The organism is Hamadaea sp. NPDC051192, from assembly GCF_040682475.1.
Lineage (GTDB): Bacteria > Actinomycetota > Actinomycetes > Mycobacteriales > Micromonosporaceae > Hamadaea > Hamadaea flava.
Map to the genome: position 1 here is coordinate 1 of NZ_JBFBAZ010000158.1, position 16,372 is coordinate 16,372.

Consider the following 16,372-nt stretch of genomic DNA (forward strand, 5'->3'; position numbering starts at 1 on the left):
GCACCTGGCCGAACTGGCCCGGTGCAGCCGTTCCAGCAGCTCGTCGACCCGCGCGGGCGGCGTGCCGCCGAGGGCCAGCTCGTCGCGTACGGTCGAGGTCACGAACTTGTGCTTCTTGGTTGTGCTGCGGGGCTGCCTCAGCGGGTGTTGGCCACCTCGACCCAGGTGTTCAGGACCTTCGCCGCCGCACCGGAGTCGATGGCCGCGGCGGCCCGCTCGATGCCCGCCCGCAACGCCACCCGCAGGTCGGTGTCGGGGTCGGCGAACGGGGGAGCGTCCACTCCGGCCACGGCCACCAGCGCCGCCGCCGAGTTGACCAGGACGGCGTCGCGTACGGGGCCGGTCTCGCCGGCCAGGAGGCGCCGGGCCACGGCCGCGTTGAACGGCGCGTCGCCGCCGCGCAGGTCGCCGGGAGCGCTGCGCGCCAGGCCGAGGTCCACCGCGTCCACCGTCGTCGTGTGGATCGCGCCACCGCGTACGACGTGGACGGTGGTCGGGGCCGCCGTGGTGAACTCGTCGAGGCCGTCCTCGCCGTGCACCACCAGCACGGAATCACCGCGATCGCGGAAGACGCCCGCGACGGTCAGCGCCAGGCGGCTGTCCGCCACGCCGACGGCCCCGGCGCGCGGCCGGGCCGGGTTGGTCAGCGGGCCGAGCAGGTTGAACGCGGTCGGTACGCCCAGCTCCCGCCGGGTCGGACCGGCGTGCCGCAGACCCGGGTGGAACCGGCCGGCGAAGCAGAAGCCGATGCCCGCCTCCTCGACGCACCGCAGCACGTCGGCCGGGCCGAGGTCCAGTGGGATGCCGAAGTGCTCCAGCAGGTCCGCCCCACCGCACAGGGAGGACGCCGCCCGGTTGCCGTGTTTGACGACGGGCACCCCGGCGCCCGCCACGACGAGCGCCGACATGGTGGAGATGTTGACCGTGTGCGCGCCGTCGCCGCCGGTGCCGACGATGTCGACCGCCTCGGCGCGCTGCGCCGCCGACAACGGGACGGCGGGCGCGATGCTCAGCATCGTCGCGGCGAGCCCGGCCAGCTCAGCCGGCGTCTCCCGCTTGGCCCGCAGCAGCAGCGCGAAGCCCGCGATCTGGGCCGAGGTGGCCGACCCGGCCATGATCTCCTCCATGGCCCAGGCCGCGTCGTCGGTGGAGATCTCTTGGGCGCGAGTCAACGCGGACAACAGACTGGGCCAGGTGCGTTCGCCCATGGCGGGTCCTCCAGACGAGGCAAGGGGCCGACCCGGCTGCGCCGGCGGGTCGTGACGGGATCAGGCCGACGCCGAAGCCTTCTGGCGAAGCAGGTCGGCGACGGTACGCCCGGTGGTCACCGGGTCGAGCGGGTGGGTCAGGGTCGCGGTCACCTTGGCGTACGCGGCGAGCCAGCGGTCGGCGGCGCGGGCGATGACGAGCACCGTCGGTGGGGTGTCGGCGACCTCGTCGTGCAGCTGCCGGGCGATGCCCAGTCCGCCGCCGGGAGACGCCTCCCCGTCCAGCACCAGCAGGTCGATCTCGTAGTCGTCGATCAGCTTGACGCACTCGGCGTACGTGGACGCGTCGACGAACTCGATGCTCAGGTCGGCAGCGGGGCGTACGCCGATGGCCTGGCGCATGCTCTCGCGGACCGCCGGATCGTCGCTGTAGAGCAGGACGGTGTGCCGTTGGGTCGGTGCTTCGGTCATGTCGAGGGCTCCCGCGCTGTGAGGTACGCGCGCAGCCGTGCTGCGCCGCTAGCTGGTTGCTGCCCGCTGATCGTACTCGGGCGCCTGATGCGGTGTGAGACTGGTCATGTCGGCCGGCTGAGCGGTCGCCGGCCCGCTGGGTTGCTCGACGGCCTGCCCGGTGGCCTGCGCGGTGGCTTGTTCGGCCGCATGGCGGGCGGCCGCGGCCTCCTCCCGGTCCAACTGGCGATCGACCCGGGCGGCTTCGCGTTCCGAGGCCCGGATCCACTGCACCACCAGGACTGCGAGCATCGTCACGCTGACCAGCTCGCCGCCGGCCCAGAGGATGCCGCCCGCGGTCACCTGGTCCGAAGCGGGGTTTGCCCAGGTCAGGCCTAGGGACGGGTAGTAGTCGCCGCCGAGGAGGTTCTTCTGCTGCATGATGGTCAGCCCGAGGACGGTGTGAAACGGCACACTCAGCACCATCAGCAGCGCCCGCCCCGGATACGGCCAGCGCCCGGGCAGCGGGTCCAGGCCCAGCAGCGGCCAGAAGAACAAGCACCCGGTGGCGATGAAGTGGGCGTGCATGAACTCGTGCAGCCACGGGTGTTCCAGCGTCTGCCGGTAGAGGTCGCTGAAGTACAAGACGAACGGGTTCGCCACGAAGATCGCGTACGCGACCAGGGGAAACGCCAGGACGCGCGCCACCTTGCTGTGCACCGCGCCCAGCACCAGCGCACGCGGCTTCTTGGGTAACGTCCGCAGCGCGAGGGTGACCGGGGCGCCGAGAGCGAGGAAGATCGGCGCGACCATGCCGAGCACCATGTGCTGCACCATGTGCACGCTGACCAGGGTGGTGTCGTACGCCCCGATGCCGGTCAGGGTGACCAGCGCGATCGAGCCGAGACCGAACCCGACGAACATGATCGTGCGGTTCACCGGCCACTTGTCGCCGCGCGCCTTCAGCCGATGGACGCCGTAGAGGTAGCAGCCGCCCGTGAGGAGCAGCATCGCGGCGAGCCATCCGTCTACTCTGGTCTGGCTGAGGATCGTGGCCGCCGTGAACGGGGGGAGTTCGCCCGTGACGGCGTCGATCAGGCTGGGGAACACCCCTTGAGGCTAGTCCCGCCGCAGGTGAGCGGCACGTCGGGGCGGTCCGTGGCGAGTGCGCGGATCACGACACGCCGCCTTAACAGGCACCCCGACGCCGTTCGATGCTGGTCGAGGATAATAATGACCGCGTGACTGCGGCCCCAGCTATCGCCAAGAGCGGGATCCACTCGTTGACCAGACCCAACATGGTCAGCGTAGGGACCATCGTCTGGCTCTCGAGTGAACTGATGTTCTTCGCGGCGCTGTTCGCGATGTACTTCTCCATCCGCGCGGCGGACTTCAGCATGTGGGAACACCACTTCCCGGTGCTGAACCTGCCTTACGCGCTCACCTTCACGATCATCCTGGTGCTCTCCTCGGTCACCTGCCAGATGGGCGTCTTCGCCGCCGAGCGCGGCGACGTGTACGCCCTGCGTCGCTGGTTCACGCTGACCTTCGTGATGGGCCTGGTGTTCGTGCTCGGGCAGGCGAACGAGTATCGCAACCTGGTGGCGGAGGGCATCAAGATCAACGGCGACGGCTACGGCTCGATGTTCTACCTCACGACGGGGTTCCACGGGCTGCACGTCATCGGCGGTCTGCTCGCCTTCGTCATCTACATGATCCGCACCACCCTGGGCCGGTTCACTCCGGCGCAGGCGACCTCGGCCATCGTCGTGTCGTACTACTGGCACTTCGTCGACGTCGTGTGGATCGCCCTCTTCTTCATGATCTATCTGCTGGAGCGCCTGGGCGGCCTGTCATGACCCGGCGCGCCTCGGATGCAGACGACAAAGGTATGGCCATGACAACTGAAACCGGCAAGGGCGGCGGACTCACCGCCCGAATGCGGCGGTTGGCGGCGCCGCGCCGGCGAGGCAAGGCCGCGCGGCGTACGGGTGCCACCATCCGCATGCTCGCGGCGCTGGTCCTCGCGGGCGGTCTGTACGTCGCCGTCGCGCCGGCCACGCAGGCCGCCGACGCCGACGCCGCGACGCTGTCGCGCTCGGCCGAGGACGGCAAGGCGCTGTTCGACCAGAACTGCATCACCTGCCACGGCCGCAACGCGCAGGGCGTGGACGGCAAGGGTCCGAGCCTGATCGGCGTCGGGTCGGCGTCGGTCGATTTCCAGGTGACCAGCGGCCGGATGCCGGCGGCTCGCCAGGAGGCCCAGATCCCGCGCAAGCGGCCGTTCTGGTCGGGCGAGGAGCTGCAGCAGAACGCCGACTCGCTCGGTCAGTACATCCAGGAGCTCGGCGGCGGACCGCAGCTGCCCGCGACCATCGACGCCGGCCAGGGCGACGTCGCCAACGGCGGCGCGCTGTTCCGGGTCAACTGCGCCTCCTGCCACGCCTTCTCGGCCGGCGGTGGCGCGCTGTCCTCCGGCAAGTACGCCCCCAGCCTGGAAGAGGCGACCGATCGCCAGATGTACGCGGCGATGCTGACCGGACCGCAGAACATGCCGGTCTTCGGTGACAGCCAGCTCAGCCCGCAGGAGAAGCTGGACATCATCGCGTACGTGCAGGGCGTCAAGAGCGACCAGGACCCGGGCGGCTGGGGCCTCGGCCGGTTCGGCCCGGTGACCGAGGGCCTCGCCATCTTCCTGGTGGGCATCGTCGCGCTGGTCTTCGCCACCCTCTGGATTGCGGGGAAGTCATGAGCAACCACGAGACCACGGAGGTCCCGGGCGGCGCGAAGGCCGTCGACCCGACGGACCCCAACCTCACCTACCGGGAGGTCCTCGACGAGGGCCTGCGGCGGGACGAGATCGAGATCGTGCACTACGAGCCGCAGTTCCCGGTGCCGGGGACCAAGGCCGAGAAGCGGGTGGAGCGCCTGGTCGCCCTCCTGCTCCTGCTGTGCGGCGTGGCCGCGATCGCCTTCGTCGTGATCTACGTGTCGCCGCTGGGCCAGCCGAAGGAGTACCACTTCGGCACGACCGCGCAGGACTGGTTCACCCCGCTGCTGGGCTTCACCCTGGGCCTGTCGCTGTTCGCCATCGGCATGGCGATCCTCGTCTACGGCAAGAAGCTCCTGCCGCACGAGATCGCGATCCAGCAGCGGCACAACGACCCGTCGTCCCCCGAGGACCGGGCGCTGGCCGCGGGCACGCTCGGCTTCATCGGCAGCGAGTTCAACATCCAGCGCCGGCCGCTCATCAAGGGCGCGCTCGGCCTGGGCGGTCTCGGACTCGGCGCGGCCGCGGTGGCGGTGCCGGTCGGCATGCTGCTGAAGGACCCGCACAAGGGCCCGGACGACACCGACCCGTACATGACCACCGGCTGGAACGCCCAGGTCTTCAACGACGGCAAACCGGTGCGCATGGTCCTCGAGGACAACACCTACGTACGCCCGGAGGACATCAGCACCGGTGGCCAGATCACGGTCTTCCCGGGGCTGCCGGGCGGGATCGGCGTCACCAACGAGTTCGCCGACTCCCCGGTGCTGCTCATCCACCTGCGTGACGAAGACGCGCAGACGCTGCGTGACAACCTCTACAAGTACCCGGTGAACGCTGAGGACGGCGGGTCGATGTGGAACAACTTCGTGGCGTACTCGAAGATCTGCACGCACGCCGGCTGCCCGGCCAGCCTCTATGAGCAGCAGACCAACCGGCTGCTCTGCCCGTGCCACCAGTCGCAGTTCCTGATCACCGACAACGCCCGGCCGATCTTCGGCCCGGCCGCTCGCCGGTTGCCGATGCTCGCCATCGGCGTCGACGATGAGGGATACCTATTCGCGCGGCGCGACTTCGACGTCTCCGTCGGGCCCGCGTACTGGGAGAGGCCATCCAAATGAAGCGACGCAAAGTAGACCTCAAGGCCCTGCCGGGCGCGACGGCCAACGCCGTCGACGAGCGGTTCAAGGTCGCCGGTCCGATCCGGGGGATCCTCAACAAGGTCTTCCCCGACCACTGGTCGTTCCTGCTGGGCGAGATCGCGCTGTTCTCGTTCATCGTCCTGTTGCTGACCGGCACCTTCATGGCGCTGTTCTTCGACCCGTCGATGACCGAGGTGACCTACGACGGCTCCTACGTGCCGCTGCGCGGCCAGGAGATGTCCCACGCGTACGCCTCGTCGCTGGACCTGTCCTTCGACGTCCGCGGTGGTCTGATCATCCGGCAGATGCACCACTGGGCGGCGCTGCTGTTCGTGGCGGCGATCATCGTCCACATGTTCCGGATCTTCTTCACCGGCGCGTACCGCAAGCCGCGTGAGACGAACTGGATCATCGGCCTGCTGCTGTTCTGGCTCGCCTTCCTGGAGGGCTTCGCCGGTTACTCGCTTCCGGACGACGCGCTGTCGGGCACCGGTCTGCGGATCGCCACGGGCATCATGCTGTCCATCCCGGTCATCGGCACCTGGGTGACCAGCTCGCTGTTCGGCGGGGAGTTCCCCGGGCACGTGATCCTGGACCGCCTGTACATCGTGCACGTGTTCCTGATCCCGCTGGTGCTGCTGGCCCTGATCACGGTCCACGTCACGCTGGTCTTCATCCAGAAGCACACGCAGTGGCCCGGTCCGGGCCGGACGAACAACAACGTCGTCGGCGAGCGGTTCTTCCCGCGCTACGTGATGAAGCAGGGCGGGTTCTTCATGCTCGTCTTCGCGGTCATCGCGGCGATGGGCGGCCTGTTCCAGATCAACCCGATCTGGCTCTTCGGCCCTTACCGCGCGGCGGTGGTCTCCGCCGGCAGCCAGCCGGACTGGTACGTCATGTTCCTCGACGGCTCAACCCGGTTGATGCCCGCTTGGGAGCTGACCTTCTCGATCGCCGGTCACCAGTACATGATCCCCGGCATCTTCTGGCCCACCGTCGTGCTGCCCGGCATCCTGACCGTGCTGCCGATGCTGTGGCCGTTCCTGGAGGCCCGGAAGAACAAGGACAAGTCGATCCACAACCTGGCGCAGCGGCCGCGGGACGCACCGCAGCGTACGGCGCTGGGCATGATGGCGATCTCGTTCTACGTCGTGCTGCTGATCTCCGGCGGCAACGACATCATCGCGGACAAGTTCCACATCAGCCTGAACGCGATGACCTGGGCCGGCCGGATCGGTCTGCTGGTGATCCCGCCGCTGGCGTACTACATCACCCACCGCATCGCGCTCGGTCTCCAGCAGCACGACCGGGAGGTGCTGGCGCACGGTGTCGAGACGGGCATCATCAAGCGCCTGCCGAACGGCGCCTTCGTCGAGGTCCACCAGCCGCTCGCGCCGCTGGACGACCACGGTCACCCGGAGGAGCTGCCGTACATCGGCTGGACCGTGCCGAAGAAGATGAACCGGCTCGGGGCGCTCGGCCCGGCGATCCGGGGCTTCTTCCGGCCGATCGAGGTGCCGGTCAAGCCGCAGCTGCCGCCGGCTCCGGAGAAGGACCGCGAGAAGACCAGCGTCTGATCGCAGTACGCGAAGAGGCCCCCGCCGAATCCGGCGGGGGCCTCTTGCTATCCGTAGTCTGCAGCGGATCAGGGCTGGTCGGCGGCCAGGACGGCGGTGGGCAGCCAGGCGGTGACCCGGTCGACGATCGCGCCCGGCGCCTTGGCCCAGCGGAAGTGGTCGAGCGGAGCCCCGGCCTCGGCCTCGCTCACGTGTACGCGAGTCACCGTGGTCCCCGTGAGCTTGCCCACGAGCAGTTCGATCGTCGGCGGCGGGGTGTACTGGTCGGTGTCGACGCTGATCGCGAGGACCGGCACGGTGATGTCGCCGAGCCGGTCGGCCACGCCGAGGCGGGGCGCGAACTCGCCGCGCCGGGCGGTGTGCGCCCAGTCCTGGATGACGCCCCGGGACTGGCGGCCGCCGAAGCCCCAGCCGGGCCAGTGGCCGAGCAGAGCACTGATTGCGCGAATGCCGTTGGCGAATCCCAGTACGCCCAGCGACCGCGCCCCGAACAGGCGCCACAGCGGCAACCCGGACGCGATCAGGATCAGGCCGTCGACCGGGTGCTCCGGGGCGTTCCGGGTGAGGTGGATGACGCTGGCATGCCCGCCGAGGGAGTGTGCGAACAGGAAAGTACGCCGTCCGGCCCGCAGCTCGGCGGTCGCGGCCAGCACGGCTCCCACGTCGTCGGCGAGGTCGGTCATCGCGTACCGGGAGGCTCGGGTGGCTCTCGGCCGGCTGTCGCCGGTGCCGCGCAGGTCGGCGACGGCCACTCCGCAGCCGTCGGCGGTCAGGCGTGCGACGAGCTGGCCGTAGTAGCGGGCGGGCACGCCCATCGCCGGGAAGACGACGAAGAAGGGCGCGTCAGGATCCGCCGCCGGGGAGACGCTGACCGAGAGGCGGTCGCCGTCGCGGTCGAGGAACAACTGCATGGCGACCAGCCTAGCCGTCAGATGTTACCGACGGGTAGCCCGGTGGGACCGCTCGGCGTCGCCGGGCAGCCTCAGGCGGGGAAGCCGATCGAGAAGGTCTCCTCGAGGTCATGCCGCGAGAACGCCCGGAACGCGATGTGGGTGTCGGTGTTGAGCACACCGGGAGTCTTCGAGATGCTGCCGGCGATGACCTCGGCGATCTGGTCGAACTCCTTCACCCGCACCACGGCGATGAGATCGACGCTGCCCGCCACCGAGTAGACCTCGCTCACCCCGGGCAGATCGGCCAGCGCCGTGGCGACCTCGGGGATCGAGTCGGTGGCACAGTCGATGAGAACAATCGCGGTGATCACGAGCGTGACTCTACTCGCACGGTGAGATCCTGCGCGCGTACTGCCCGGCTCAACTGTTCGCCCGCGGTGACCTGCGAGCCCGGCCAGACGACGCAGTCGTGGACGTCACCGTGGACGATCGCGCCCGCGCCGACGACGCTGCGCCGGACCTCACCGGTGACGACCGCGTCCGGGGCGATCAGGCTCTCCTCGACTTCGAGCAGATTCGCGTGCAGGTAACTGCGGGGAGTACCGCAGTCCAGGTAGAGGCCGTGCAGCCGGATCACGTCCAGCGTCCCGGCTGCCTCGGCCGGCCGCCACGCCAGGCGTACCAGATCACCATGGTCGGCGGGCAGGGACGCCGCCGTCGCGGCCGGGAGCAGCGACATGCCCGCGAAGTCGTAGGCGCCGAACTCGCCCTCGCCGCCGACGTGGCGCTGGCCGAGCATGCGCAGGCGCTCGCCGTCCCAGTCCTCGACGAGCGCGGCGATCGTGACGTCGGCGGAGAAGTACGCGTCGGCGTTCATCACCAGGACGGGCCGGCCGTCGACCCAGTCCCGCAGGTGGCCGACGCTCCCGGCGCTGCCGAGCAGGTCCTTCTCGACGCTGACGTGCGCGCGGTCACCGACGTGCTCGGCGACCTGATCGCCCAGCCAGCAGGCGTTGACCGCGACCCGATCGGGCCCGGCGAGGCCGATCTCGTCCAGCAGCGCGAGCGCGCGGTCCAGCATGGGGATGTTGCCGACCGGGCAGAGCGCCTTCGGCCGCAGCGTCGTCAGTGGACGGAGGCGGCTGCCTTCGCCCGCGGCGAGCACGATCGCGGCCAGCTCAGCCATGGCCGGGCCGTCGCTCAGCCGAGCCGTGAGTGTGATCCGTGGGGCCGATGCCGTAGTGGCTCAGGAGGCGTCCAGTCGCGACGGTCAGCTTGGGCAGCTCGTCGAGCGGGTGCCAGGCGGCCTCCCAGACCTCGGCTCCGTCCACGGAGAGCTTGACCTGATCGGCGTCGACCCGGGCGGTGAACACCGTGTCGACCCAGCGCCCGTTCGTGTGCACGACCGCGTTCGGCGTCGCCGGGACCAACTGCTCCGGGCGGAACTCGATGCCCGTCTCCTCGGCCGCTTCGCGTACCGCGCCTTGGAGCGGGGTCTCGCCGCGGTCGAGCAGCCCGGCCGGCAACGTCCAACCCCGGCCCGGTGGCTGGCGCAGTAGCAGAATGCGCTGGACGGGACCGTCCGGATCGGAGCCGACGTCGAGGATGAGGATCACCGCGCCGATGGTGTACTTCGGCGTCGCGAGGCGTACGAGGCGGAGCCGGAACTTGTGCGGCAGCCGGTAGAAGATCCCGTAGCCGAGCGCGGTCAGCCGGGTACGCAGGGCGGAACGGCGTGGGCTCACCTGGAGACTGTAGCGAATACCGGGCCGCGGCCTCAGCCGGTGGGACCGTGATCGACCAGCTGGATGAGCCGGTCGACGGCCGTGTCGGCGCTCATCCGGTGCTCGGCGATGGTCACCAGCATCGTGTCGAGGTCGGGATAGTCGAGGTGTTCAGCCAGCTTGACCAGCCATTCGTCGTCGGCGAGGCCGCGGGATCGGCGGCGCAGCGCCAGGCCGAGCGCGGCCCGGCCGATCGCGATCCGGTCGGTGATGGTGCCCGACGGCACGTCGTCGGCGGAGTAGGAGCGGAACCGACGCCGGAGATGGACGCGGGCCTTCGGGGACTTGGCGAAGGTCAGCCAGTCCTCGAACGGACCGCACGGCTGCCCGGGGGCGGCCTCGATGATCTCCACGACGTCGCCGTCGACCAGACCGGTCGACAGTGCCGTCATCTCGCCGTTCACCGCCACCGACAGGATGCGGTCGCCGACGGTCGGCCCGAACTCGTACGCGACGTCGACCGGAGTCGAGCCGCTGGGCAGCACGACGGTACGCCCTCGGGCGATGACCTGGATCTGCGTCTCGGCGAGGTCGCTGCGCAGCGAGCGGACGAAGTGCGCGGCGTTGGAGGTGTCCTGTTCCAGGTCCAGTACGCGGCGCAGCCATTCGAGGTCGGCGGTCTCGGCGGCCTCCGCGGCGGCGGCGCGGGCGTCCTGGGCGTCGCCGGTCAGCTTGCCGAGCGCTCCGGCGAGCGGCCGGCGCAGGGCGTCGGGCAGCCGCTTGCCGAGCGCGATGACCGGGGCACTGGTGAGGGCTTGCCCGATCGAGGCGCTGACCTTGTCGGAGAGTACGCGGTTCGGGGGGAACCGGAACCGGGAGATGATGCCGTATTCGACGTCGCGATGCATCTGCTGGGTCCGGATGAGCACCTCGACCGGCCGCGTGTCGGGCCCGAGCACCGTCGTATGCAGCGAGCGGTAGAGGTTGTTCTTCGGCGACGCGATGTAGTCCTTGAAGCGGCCGGGCACGGGCCGAAACGTGCGGTGGATGGCGCCCAGGGCCGTGTAACACTCGGTGTCCGGTCCGTCGACGAGGACGACGATGCGGGGCATGTCCAACGGCTTGATGTTGTCGCCGACCGCCCGGGTGTCGCGCCAGATCGTGTAGTGGTGCCGGTGCCGGGACTGGACGTCGCCGCGGACCTCGTCGGCGCGCAGGGCGTGCTCGGTGGTCAGGATCATGTGGTCGAGGAAGTCCTTCCAGAGCGGACGTTCCTGGACGACCTTGTCGATCTCGGCGAAGGTCTCCGGCTCCAGATGCTCCAGGACGACGTCCTCCAGTTCCCGCTTGAGGACCTGGATGCCGAGCCGGTCGCAGAGCGGGACGAGCACCTCACGGGTCGCGCCCGCGATGCGGGCGCGAGAGGCGGGGGAGCGGGCGTCGAGCGTTCGCATGTTGTGGAGGCGGTCGGCCAGCTTGATGACGAGGACCCGCACGTCGCGGCGGGCGGCCACCATCATCTTCCGGATCGTCTCGGCCTCGGCGATCGCTCCGAAATGGCCCTTGTCGAACTTGGTCACGCCGTCTACGAGGTGCGCCACCTCGTCGCCGAAGTCCTCGCGCAGCAGTTCGAGGGTGTAGGGCGTGTCCTCGACCGTGTCGTGGAGGAGCGCGGCGACCAGGGTCGTGGTGTCCATCCCGAGGTCGGCCAGGATCTGGGCGACGGCGACCGGGTGGGTGACGTAGGGCTCACCGCTCTTGCGGAACTGGCCGTCGTGCGACCGCTTGGCCGTCACGTACGCCTTCCGCACGACCGTCGTGTCCGCGCCGGGGTGCACCTGGCGGTGCGCGCGCACCAGCGCGGCCATCGGGCTGATGCTCGGCACGGGCCGGCCCAACCGGTCCGGGGCCGCGAACCAGGACCGCACCCGGCCGGATATCGGCGTGGTGCCCAAGGTGGCATTGACATCCATAATGGACACCTCCCTTGTGGCGGACGGTGCTCATGCGTCCCCTAGGAACTGTGGTGAAGGTTCCTACGGAACGGGGGCTCCTCGCGTTCTTTAAGACTAGTAACGAACGTGTCGGACTTTCGGTCAATACCTCATGGGCTTTCGTTCACGATCCGTGTCGTGGAAGCCGCGTCGAGCCTCGCTAACAGGGGTTTTAGTCGCGCAGCGCCACCAATCGGTGACGCCCAGTCGGCGGAGACCTCGACGAGCCGAGTCTCCGGTCGCTCCAGCCAATCGAGGATCCGTTCCGTCTCCTCCGCCGTCGCGCACGGGACCGGGCCGGCGACCGCGGGGCGTACGGTCTCGGCGGTCAGCCGGGCGGTCTCCAGGCTGATCCTCGGATGTGTCCCGACTGGAGCCGTGATGGCGGCGGCGAGCCGGCCGTGCCGGACGATCGCGATCTCCCAGCCGCCCTTGGCGTCCCGTCGAGCCCCGACGAGTTCGCCGATCCGGGTCACCGCCGACAGCCGTTGCATGCGGATGACGGCCCGCAGGAACGCCGCCAGCCGGCCGCGCAGCGCCGCCGCCTCCTCGAACCGCTGCGCGTCGGCCAGCACCTTCAGGCGTGCCATCAAGCGGTCCACCACGGGAGCCGGGTCGCCGGTCACCGACGTGGCGAACGGATCGGCCGCCAGCTCGCCGTACTCGCCGGGGTCGACCCTCAGCTCGCACGGCGCGGGGCAGCGGCCCAACTCGGCCAGCGCGCAAGTGGCCGACGGCTTGCGCGGCGACAGTTTCGCCGTGCACTGCCGGAGCGGCAACGCCTCGTGGCAGGCGTCCACCGCCGCCTGCGCCGCCTGCCGTCCGGCGAACGGACCCAGGCTGGTCCGGCCGCCGCCCGGCTCGCGTACGACGGACAAGCGGGGGAACGGCTCGTCGGTCAGCCGCACCCACCAGGCCCGCTCGGGGAACTTCGACCGCCGGTTGTAGGGCGGCGCATGCGCGGCGATGAGCCGGAGTTCGCGTACTTGGGCTTCGAGGGCGTGCGCGCAGACGACCCCCTCCACCCGGTTCGCGATGTGGATCATCTCCGACATCCGGGCACGCTTCTCGGCGGCGGTGAAATATGTGCGTACGCGAGTCGCGATGTCGCCGGAGGTGCCGACGTAGAGCGGCCGGTCGTCGGCCGCCCGGAAGATGTAGACGCCGGGGGCGTGGGGCAGCCCGTCGGCGAGCCCGCGTTTGGCCCGCTGCGTCGGCGTGACCGCCTTCGTGAACTCGATGGCGTCGCCGAGGGTCCGCACCTTGAAGCTGCCCAGCCGGCCGATCAGAGCGTGCAGCACGTCCACCGTGGCCAGTGCGTCGTCGAACGCCCGGTGGTTGGGCTGGTGCTCGGTCCGCAGGTACGCCGCCAGCGTCCCCAGTTTGCGGTTGGGCACCTCGTCGCGGATCAGCACCCGGCGGGCGAGCGCGGCGGTGTCGAGCACCCGCGGGTTCGGCCAGGTGTAGCCGTGGCGCGCACAGGCCGCTTTGAGGAAGCCGACGTCGTAGGGCGCGTTGTGAGCGACGACCACCGCGTCCCGGAGGAACTCCAGCAACCCGGGCAGCACCGCCTCGATCTTGGGCGCCGGGGTCACCATGGCGGTCGTGATGCCGGTCAGCACCGTGATGAACGGTGGAATGGGTTGACCCGGATTGACCAGTGTGGCGAACCGGCCCAGCTCCTCGCCGCCCCGCACCTTGACCGCCCCGACCTCGGTGATCCCATCGGCGTCGTGCGGGCTGCCCCCGGTCGTCTCGAGGTCGAGGACGACGAATGTGGTGTGGAGGAGATCCTGCGCGAACGGATCATCGAGGATAAGGTCGACGGTGAGCTGCTCCGGGATGGGGCGGCTCGTCCGACCCGACGGGTCGGCACGGGGGAGTCCGGACGGCACGCAGCGCACCATATGGGGCGGGTGTGACAGAAGTGCCTCGTCGTGCGGCCCGACGAGGTGGGAGACTGGAGAGATGTCGGAGCCGGAGCTGACCGGCCGCCCGGATGTGGGCGGCGTCCCCGGCGTGCCCGCCGATCCGCTGGGCGGCGACACCACTGCCGACGACCTGGACTTTCAGCCCGAGCCGATTCTGCCTGAGCCGGTTCGGCAGCGGGTGATCACGCTCACCGCGGCGGTCCTCGCGAGCGTTCCGCAGGACGAGTTGTCGGTCCCGCTGCGCAAGGTGGCCAAGTTCGCGCCGAACCGGCGTGCCCGGATGGGCGGCCCGGTCATCGCGGCTCATCTGACCGCCGATCCGATCTTCCGCCAGCGCGTCAGCCAGCGGGTCGTCGCCGACGCCGGAGACCTGGGCGCCGCCGTGGTCGAGGGCGTCTCGCCCGCCGCGGCCGACCCCGTCGAGGTCGCCGCGCTGGCGTACCTGGCCCGCCCGGCCGGGTGGCGGGACCTGCTGGACGCCGCCGAGCACGCGGTACGCCTGGAGGCCGAGAGCGCGGCAGTCGGCGAGGTGCTGCAAGCGGCCGAGTCCCGCGCCCAACGCGCCGAACACGATCGCGCCGTCGCCCGCGTCGAGGTGGAGAAGCTGCGCGACGAACTCGCCAAGGTCCACCAGGAGCTGAGCGGCGTACGCGAAGAGTCCCGCGGCACCGCGAAGACGCTCCGGGAGGCGCAGGCGGCGCTGAAGAAGGCGACCGAGTCGCTGGCGGCCGAACGGGGCCGGTTGGCCAAGAACGCCACCGACCATGACGCCGAGCTGCGCCGGTTGCGGGCGAAGCTGGCCGAGGCCGAGGCGTCGACGTCCACCGCCCGGCAGGACGCCCGGCAGCAGCGCGCCGTCGACGAGGCGCGGCTCTGGCTGCTGCTGGAGACGATCGGGCAGGCCGCCGTGGGACTGCGCCGCGAACTGGCCCTCGATCCGGCGACGATCCTGCCGGCGGACGCCACCGCTGAGCAGTACGCCGACCGCCCGGCGGACGCGGGCCCGTCGGCGCGCGCGCAGAGTCAGGACGATCCCGGCCGGCTCGACCAGCTGCTGACGCTGCCGAAGGTGCACCTGATCGTCGACGGCTACAACGTGACGAAGCGCGGCTATCCCGAGATGTCACTGGAGCAGCAGCGTACGCGGCTGATCACGGCTTTGGGCGCGCTCGGCGCGCAGACCCGGGCCGAGGTGACCGTGGTGTTCGACGGCGCCGAGAAGGTGCACGGGCTCCCGCCGAACCCGCGTGGGCTGCGAGTGCTGTTCTCCCGTAAGGGGGAGACCGCCGACGACCTGGTCCGGCGGCTCGTCCGGGCCGAACCGGCGGGCCGTCCGATCGTGGTGGTCTCCTCCGACCGGGAGGTCGCCGACGGCGTACGCCGCCACGGGGCGTACCCCATGGCGGCGGATTCGTTGCTACGCCGGGTGGCGCGCGGTTAGGTCACCGGCCGCCGCGCGGCTGGTTGCCCCGCTTGAGGCGCATCGTGTTCGCCTGACCGGCCGACATCTTCGTCCGCATGGACTTCTCCCGGGCGGCCATCGCCGCCTGGCGGGACTCCTCCCGCGCCTGCTCCCCGGCGTACCCGTGGTCGTCGGAGGGGTCTCTCAGGTCGAGGTCGAATGCCAATTCGTCCGACTTATGGTGGTTCTTGGAATTGCCGGCCTTCCTGGTATTACTCACGGCTTGCCTCCTTCGTTCCCCCTACGCTAGGACGAACTCCGGATCGCCGCAGCGCTTCGGCCCAGCCTTCGGCCGGCCCGCGGCGCGCCTTGGCCCAGCAGCGTCCGCAGGTGACGGGAGGCCGAGAAACGGCGGAAAGTCAGCGTCCGAGCACGGAGCCGCCGTTGACCCCGATGATCTGCCCGGTGACGTAGCCGCCGGAATCGCCCGCCAGCCACCGGACGGCGGCGGCGATGTCGTCCGGCACCCCGGCCCGCCCGACGAGCGTCTGACCGACCCGCAAGGCATGGCCTTCGGGGGTCATCCGAGTGCCGAAGAACTCGGTCTCGGCGACGTATCCGGGGGAGACGACGTTGGCGGTCACCCCGTCCGGGCCGAGCCGGGCGGCGAGGTCGAACATCCAGCCGTGCAGGGCCGCCTTCGCGGCGGAGTACGCCCCGGCGCCGCCCCGCTGGGCCGCGATCGAGCTGAGCAGGATCACCCGGCCGCCCGGGCGGCGCAGGGCCGCCTCCAGCGTCGAGGTCAGCAGCACCGCCGTCAGCACATTCACGTCGAACGTGCGCCGCCACTGCGCGGCCTCGTCGGCCAGCGAGTCGCCGTCGGACATGATGAACCCGCCGGCGTTGTTGACGAGCACGTCGACCGCCCGCTCGCCCACCGCGTCGGCGACTCGCGCGACCTGCTCCGGGTCGGCCAGGTCCGCGACCACCGCGGTCACGCCCGGGACCTCCGCCGCGACCTTGGCCAGCGGCTCGGCGCGCCGCCCGGCGATGATCACCTCGTAGCCGTCCTCGGCCAGCGTCCGCGTGATCGCGGCTCCGATGCCCGTTCCGCCGCCACTCACCACAGCCAGCTTCGCACTCATGATCGCGACCCTATCTCGGGTGCCCTGCGGCCCGTTGATCATGGAGTTGTCACCCTCGCCACGCCGTCGAGACCACAGTTAACTCCATGATCAACGGGGCGAGCGCGGCGAGCGCGGCGAGCGCGACGAGCGCGAC

The 16,372-nt window shown here is 70.5% G+C and carries 16 protein-coding genes; 5 read left to right on the forward strand and 11 right to left on the reverse strand.

The annotated features are described in order from the left end of the window. Nucleotides 1-137 precede the first annotated feature (137 nt). Genes trpD through AB0M47_RS36925 form a run of 3 tightly spaced genes read right to left on the reverse strand, consistent with a single transcriptional unit; the run spans nucleotide 138 to nucleotide 2,768 of the window. Nucleotides 138-1,208 carry an anthranilate phosphoribosyltransferase gene (trpD, locus tag AB0M47_RS36915; RefSeq protein WP_363422479.1) on the reverse strand — a complete coding sequence of 357 codons (1,071 nt, stop codon included), beginning with the start codon at nucleotides 1,206-1,208 and terminating at the stop codon, nucleotides 138-140. Nucleotides 1,209-1,268: 60 nt separating this feature from the next. Then, nucleotides 1,269-1,679 carry a hypothetical protein gene (locus AB0M47_RS36920; RefSeq protein ID WP_363422481.1) on the reverse strand — a complete coding sequence of 137 codons (411 nt, stop codon included), beginning with the start codon at nucleotides 1,677-1,679 and terminating at the stop codon, nucleotides 1,269-1,271. A 48-nt stretch (nucleotides 1,680-1,727) separates the two neighbouring features. Then, nucleotides 1,728-2,768 (reverse strand): cytochrome c oxidase assembly protein, encoded by a 1,041-nt coding sequence (locus tag AB0M47_RS36925; protein ID WP_363422483.1) that lies wholly within the window; start codon nucleotides 2,766-2,768, stop codon nucleotides 1,728-1,730. Nucleotides 2,769-2,899: 131 nt separating this feature from the next. On the opposite strand from AB0M47_RS36925, the gene AB0M47_RS36930 reads away from it, so the two are divergent. Genes AB0M47_RS36930 through AB0M47_RS36945 form a run of 4 tightly spaced genes read left to right on the forward strand, consistent with a single transcriptional unit; the run spans nucleotide 2,900 to nucleotide 7,147 of the window. Next, the gene (locus tag AB0M47_RS36930) at nucleotides 2,900-3,517 is read left to right on the forward strand and encodes a heme-copper oxidase subunit III (RefSeq protein WP_253761500.1); all 618 of its coding nucleotides are present in this window, start codon (nucleotides 2,900-2,902) and stop codon (nucleotides 3,515-3,517) included. Nucleotides 3,518-3,555: 38 nt separating this feature from the next. Beyond that, on the forward strand, nucleotides 3,556-4,410 hold the full coding sequence (locus AB0M47_RS36935; protein WP_363422485.1) for a c-type cytochrome: 855 nt from the start codon (nucleotides 3,556-3,558) through the stop codon (nucleotides 4,408-4,410). Next, nucleotides 4,407-5,549, forward strand: coding sequence for a Rieske 2Fe-2S domain-containing protein (locus tag AB0M47_RS36940; RefSeq protein WP_363422487.1), 1,143 nt, complete (start codon nucleotides 4,407-4,409; stop codon nucleotides 5,547-5,549). The genes AB0M47_RS36935 and AB0M47_RS36940 overlap by 4 nt, the downstream gene beginning before the upstream one ends. Then, entirely contained in the window at nucleotides 5,546-7,147 is a 1,602-nt protein-coding gene (locus AB0M47_RS36945; protein WP_363422489.1) for a ubiquinol-cytochrome c reductase cytochrome b subunit, read from the forward strand. Before AB0M47_RS36940 ends, AB0M47_RS36945 begins: the two co-directional genes overlap by 4 nt. Before the next feature lie 68 nt (nucleotides 7,148-7,215). On the opposite strand, the gene AB0M47_RS36950 is transcribed toward AB0M47_RS36945, so the two are convergent. The 6 genes from AB0M47_RS36950 to AB0M47_RS36975 all read right to left on the reverse strand — a co-directional run bounded on the left by AB0M47_RS36950 (nucleotide 7,216) and on the right by AB0M47_RS36975 (nucleotide 13,575). Then, nucleotides 7,216-8,058: an alpha/beta fold hydrolase gene (locus tag AB0M47_RS36950; RefSeq protein ID WP_363422490.1), complete on the reverse strand. Its 843-nt coding sequence runs from the start codon at nucleotides 8,056-8,058 to the stop codon at nucleotides 7,216-7,218. 71 nt (nucleotides 8,059-8,129) lie between these two features. Continuing rightward, nucleotides 8,130-8,411 carry an Lrp/AsnC ligand binding domain-containing protein gene (locus AB0M47_RS36955; protein ID WP_253761505.1) on the reverse strand — a complete coding sequence of 94 codons (282 nt, stop codon included), beginning with the start codon at nucleotides 8,409-8,411 and terminating at the stop codon, nucleotides 8,130-8,132. Then, nucleotides 8,408-9,226 (reverse strand): NTP transferase domain-containing protein, encoded by an 819-nt coding sequence (locus AB0M47_RS36960; protein WP_363422492.1) that lies wholly within the window; start codon nucleotides 9,224-9,226, stop codon nucleotides 8,408-8,410. Before AB0M47_RS36960 ends, AB0M47_RS36955 begins: the two co-directional genes overlap by 4 nt. Then, on the reverse strand, nucleotides 9,219-9,785 hold the full coding sequence (locus tag AB0M47_RS36965; protein WP_363422494.1) for an NUDIX hydrolase: 567 nt from the start codon (nucleotides 9,783-9,785) through the stop codon (nucleotides 9,219-9,221). The genes AB0M47_RS36960 and AB0M47_RS36965 overlap by 8 nt, the downstream gene beginning before the upstream one ends. 32 nt (nucleotides 9,786-9,817) lie before the next feature. Then, entirely contained in the window at nucleotides 9,818-11,737 is a 1,920-nt protein-coding gene (locus AB0M47_RS36970) for an HD domain-containing protein (protein WP_363422496.1), read from the reverse strand. 131 nt (nucleotides 11,738-11,868) lie between these two features. Next, nucleotides 11,869-13,575 (reverse strand): DEDD exonuclease domain-containing protein, encoded by a 1,707-nt coding sequence (locus AB0M47_RS36975; RefSeq protein WP_363422502.1) that lies wholly within the window; start codon nucleotides 13,573-13,575, stop codon nucleotides 11,869-11,871. Between the two features lie 151 nt (nucleotides 13,576-13,726). Here AB0M47_RS36975 and AB0M47_RS36980 point away from each other — a divergent pair, with 151 nt between their 5' ends. Continuing rightward, a complete protein-coding gene (locus AB0M47_RS36980) occupies nucleotides 13,727-15,130 on the forward strand; it encodes an NYN domain-containing protein (protein WP_363422498.1) in 1,404 nt (467 codons plus the stop codon). A 1-nt stretch (nucleotide 15,131) separates the two neighbouring features. Here the strand turns inward: AB0M47_RS36980 and AB0M47_RS36985 are convergent, their stop codons facing one another. Next, nucleotides 15,132-15,371: a hypothetical protein gene (locus AB0M47_RS36985; protein ID WP_253761510.1), complete on the reverse strand. Its 240-nt coding sequence runs from the start codon at nucleotides 15,369-15,371 to the stop codon at nucleotides 15,132-15,134. Between the two features lie 139 nt (nucleotides 15,372-15,510). Then, nucleotides 15,511-16,236 carry an SDR family oxidoreductase gene (locus AB0M47_RS36990; protein ID WP_363422500.1) on the reverse strand — a complete coding sequence of 242 codons (726 nt, stop codon included), beginning with the start codon at nucleotides 16,234-16,236 and terminating at the stop codon, nucleotides 15,511-15,513. Nucleotides 16,237-16,372: the final 136 nt, after the last annotated feature.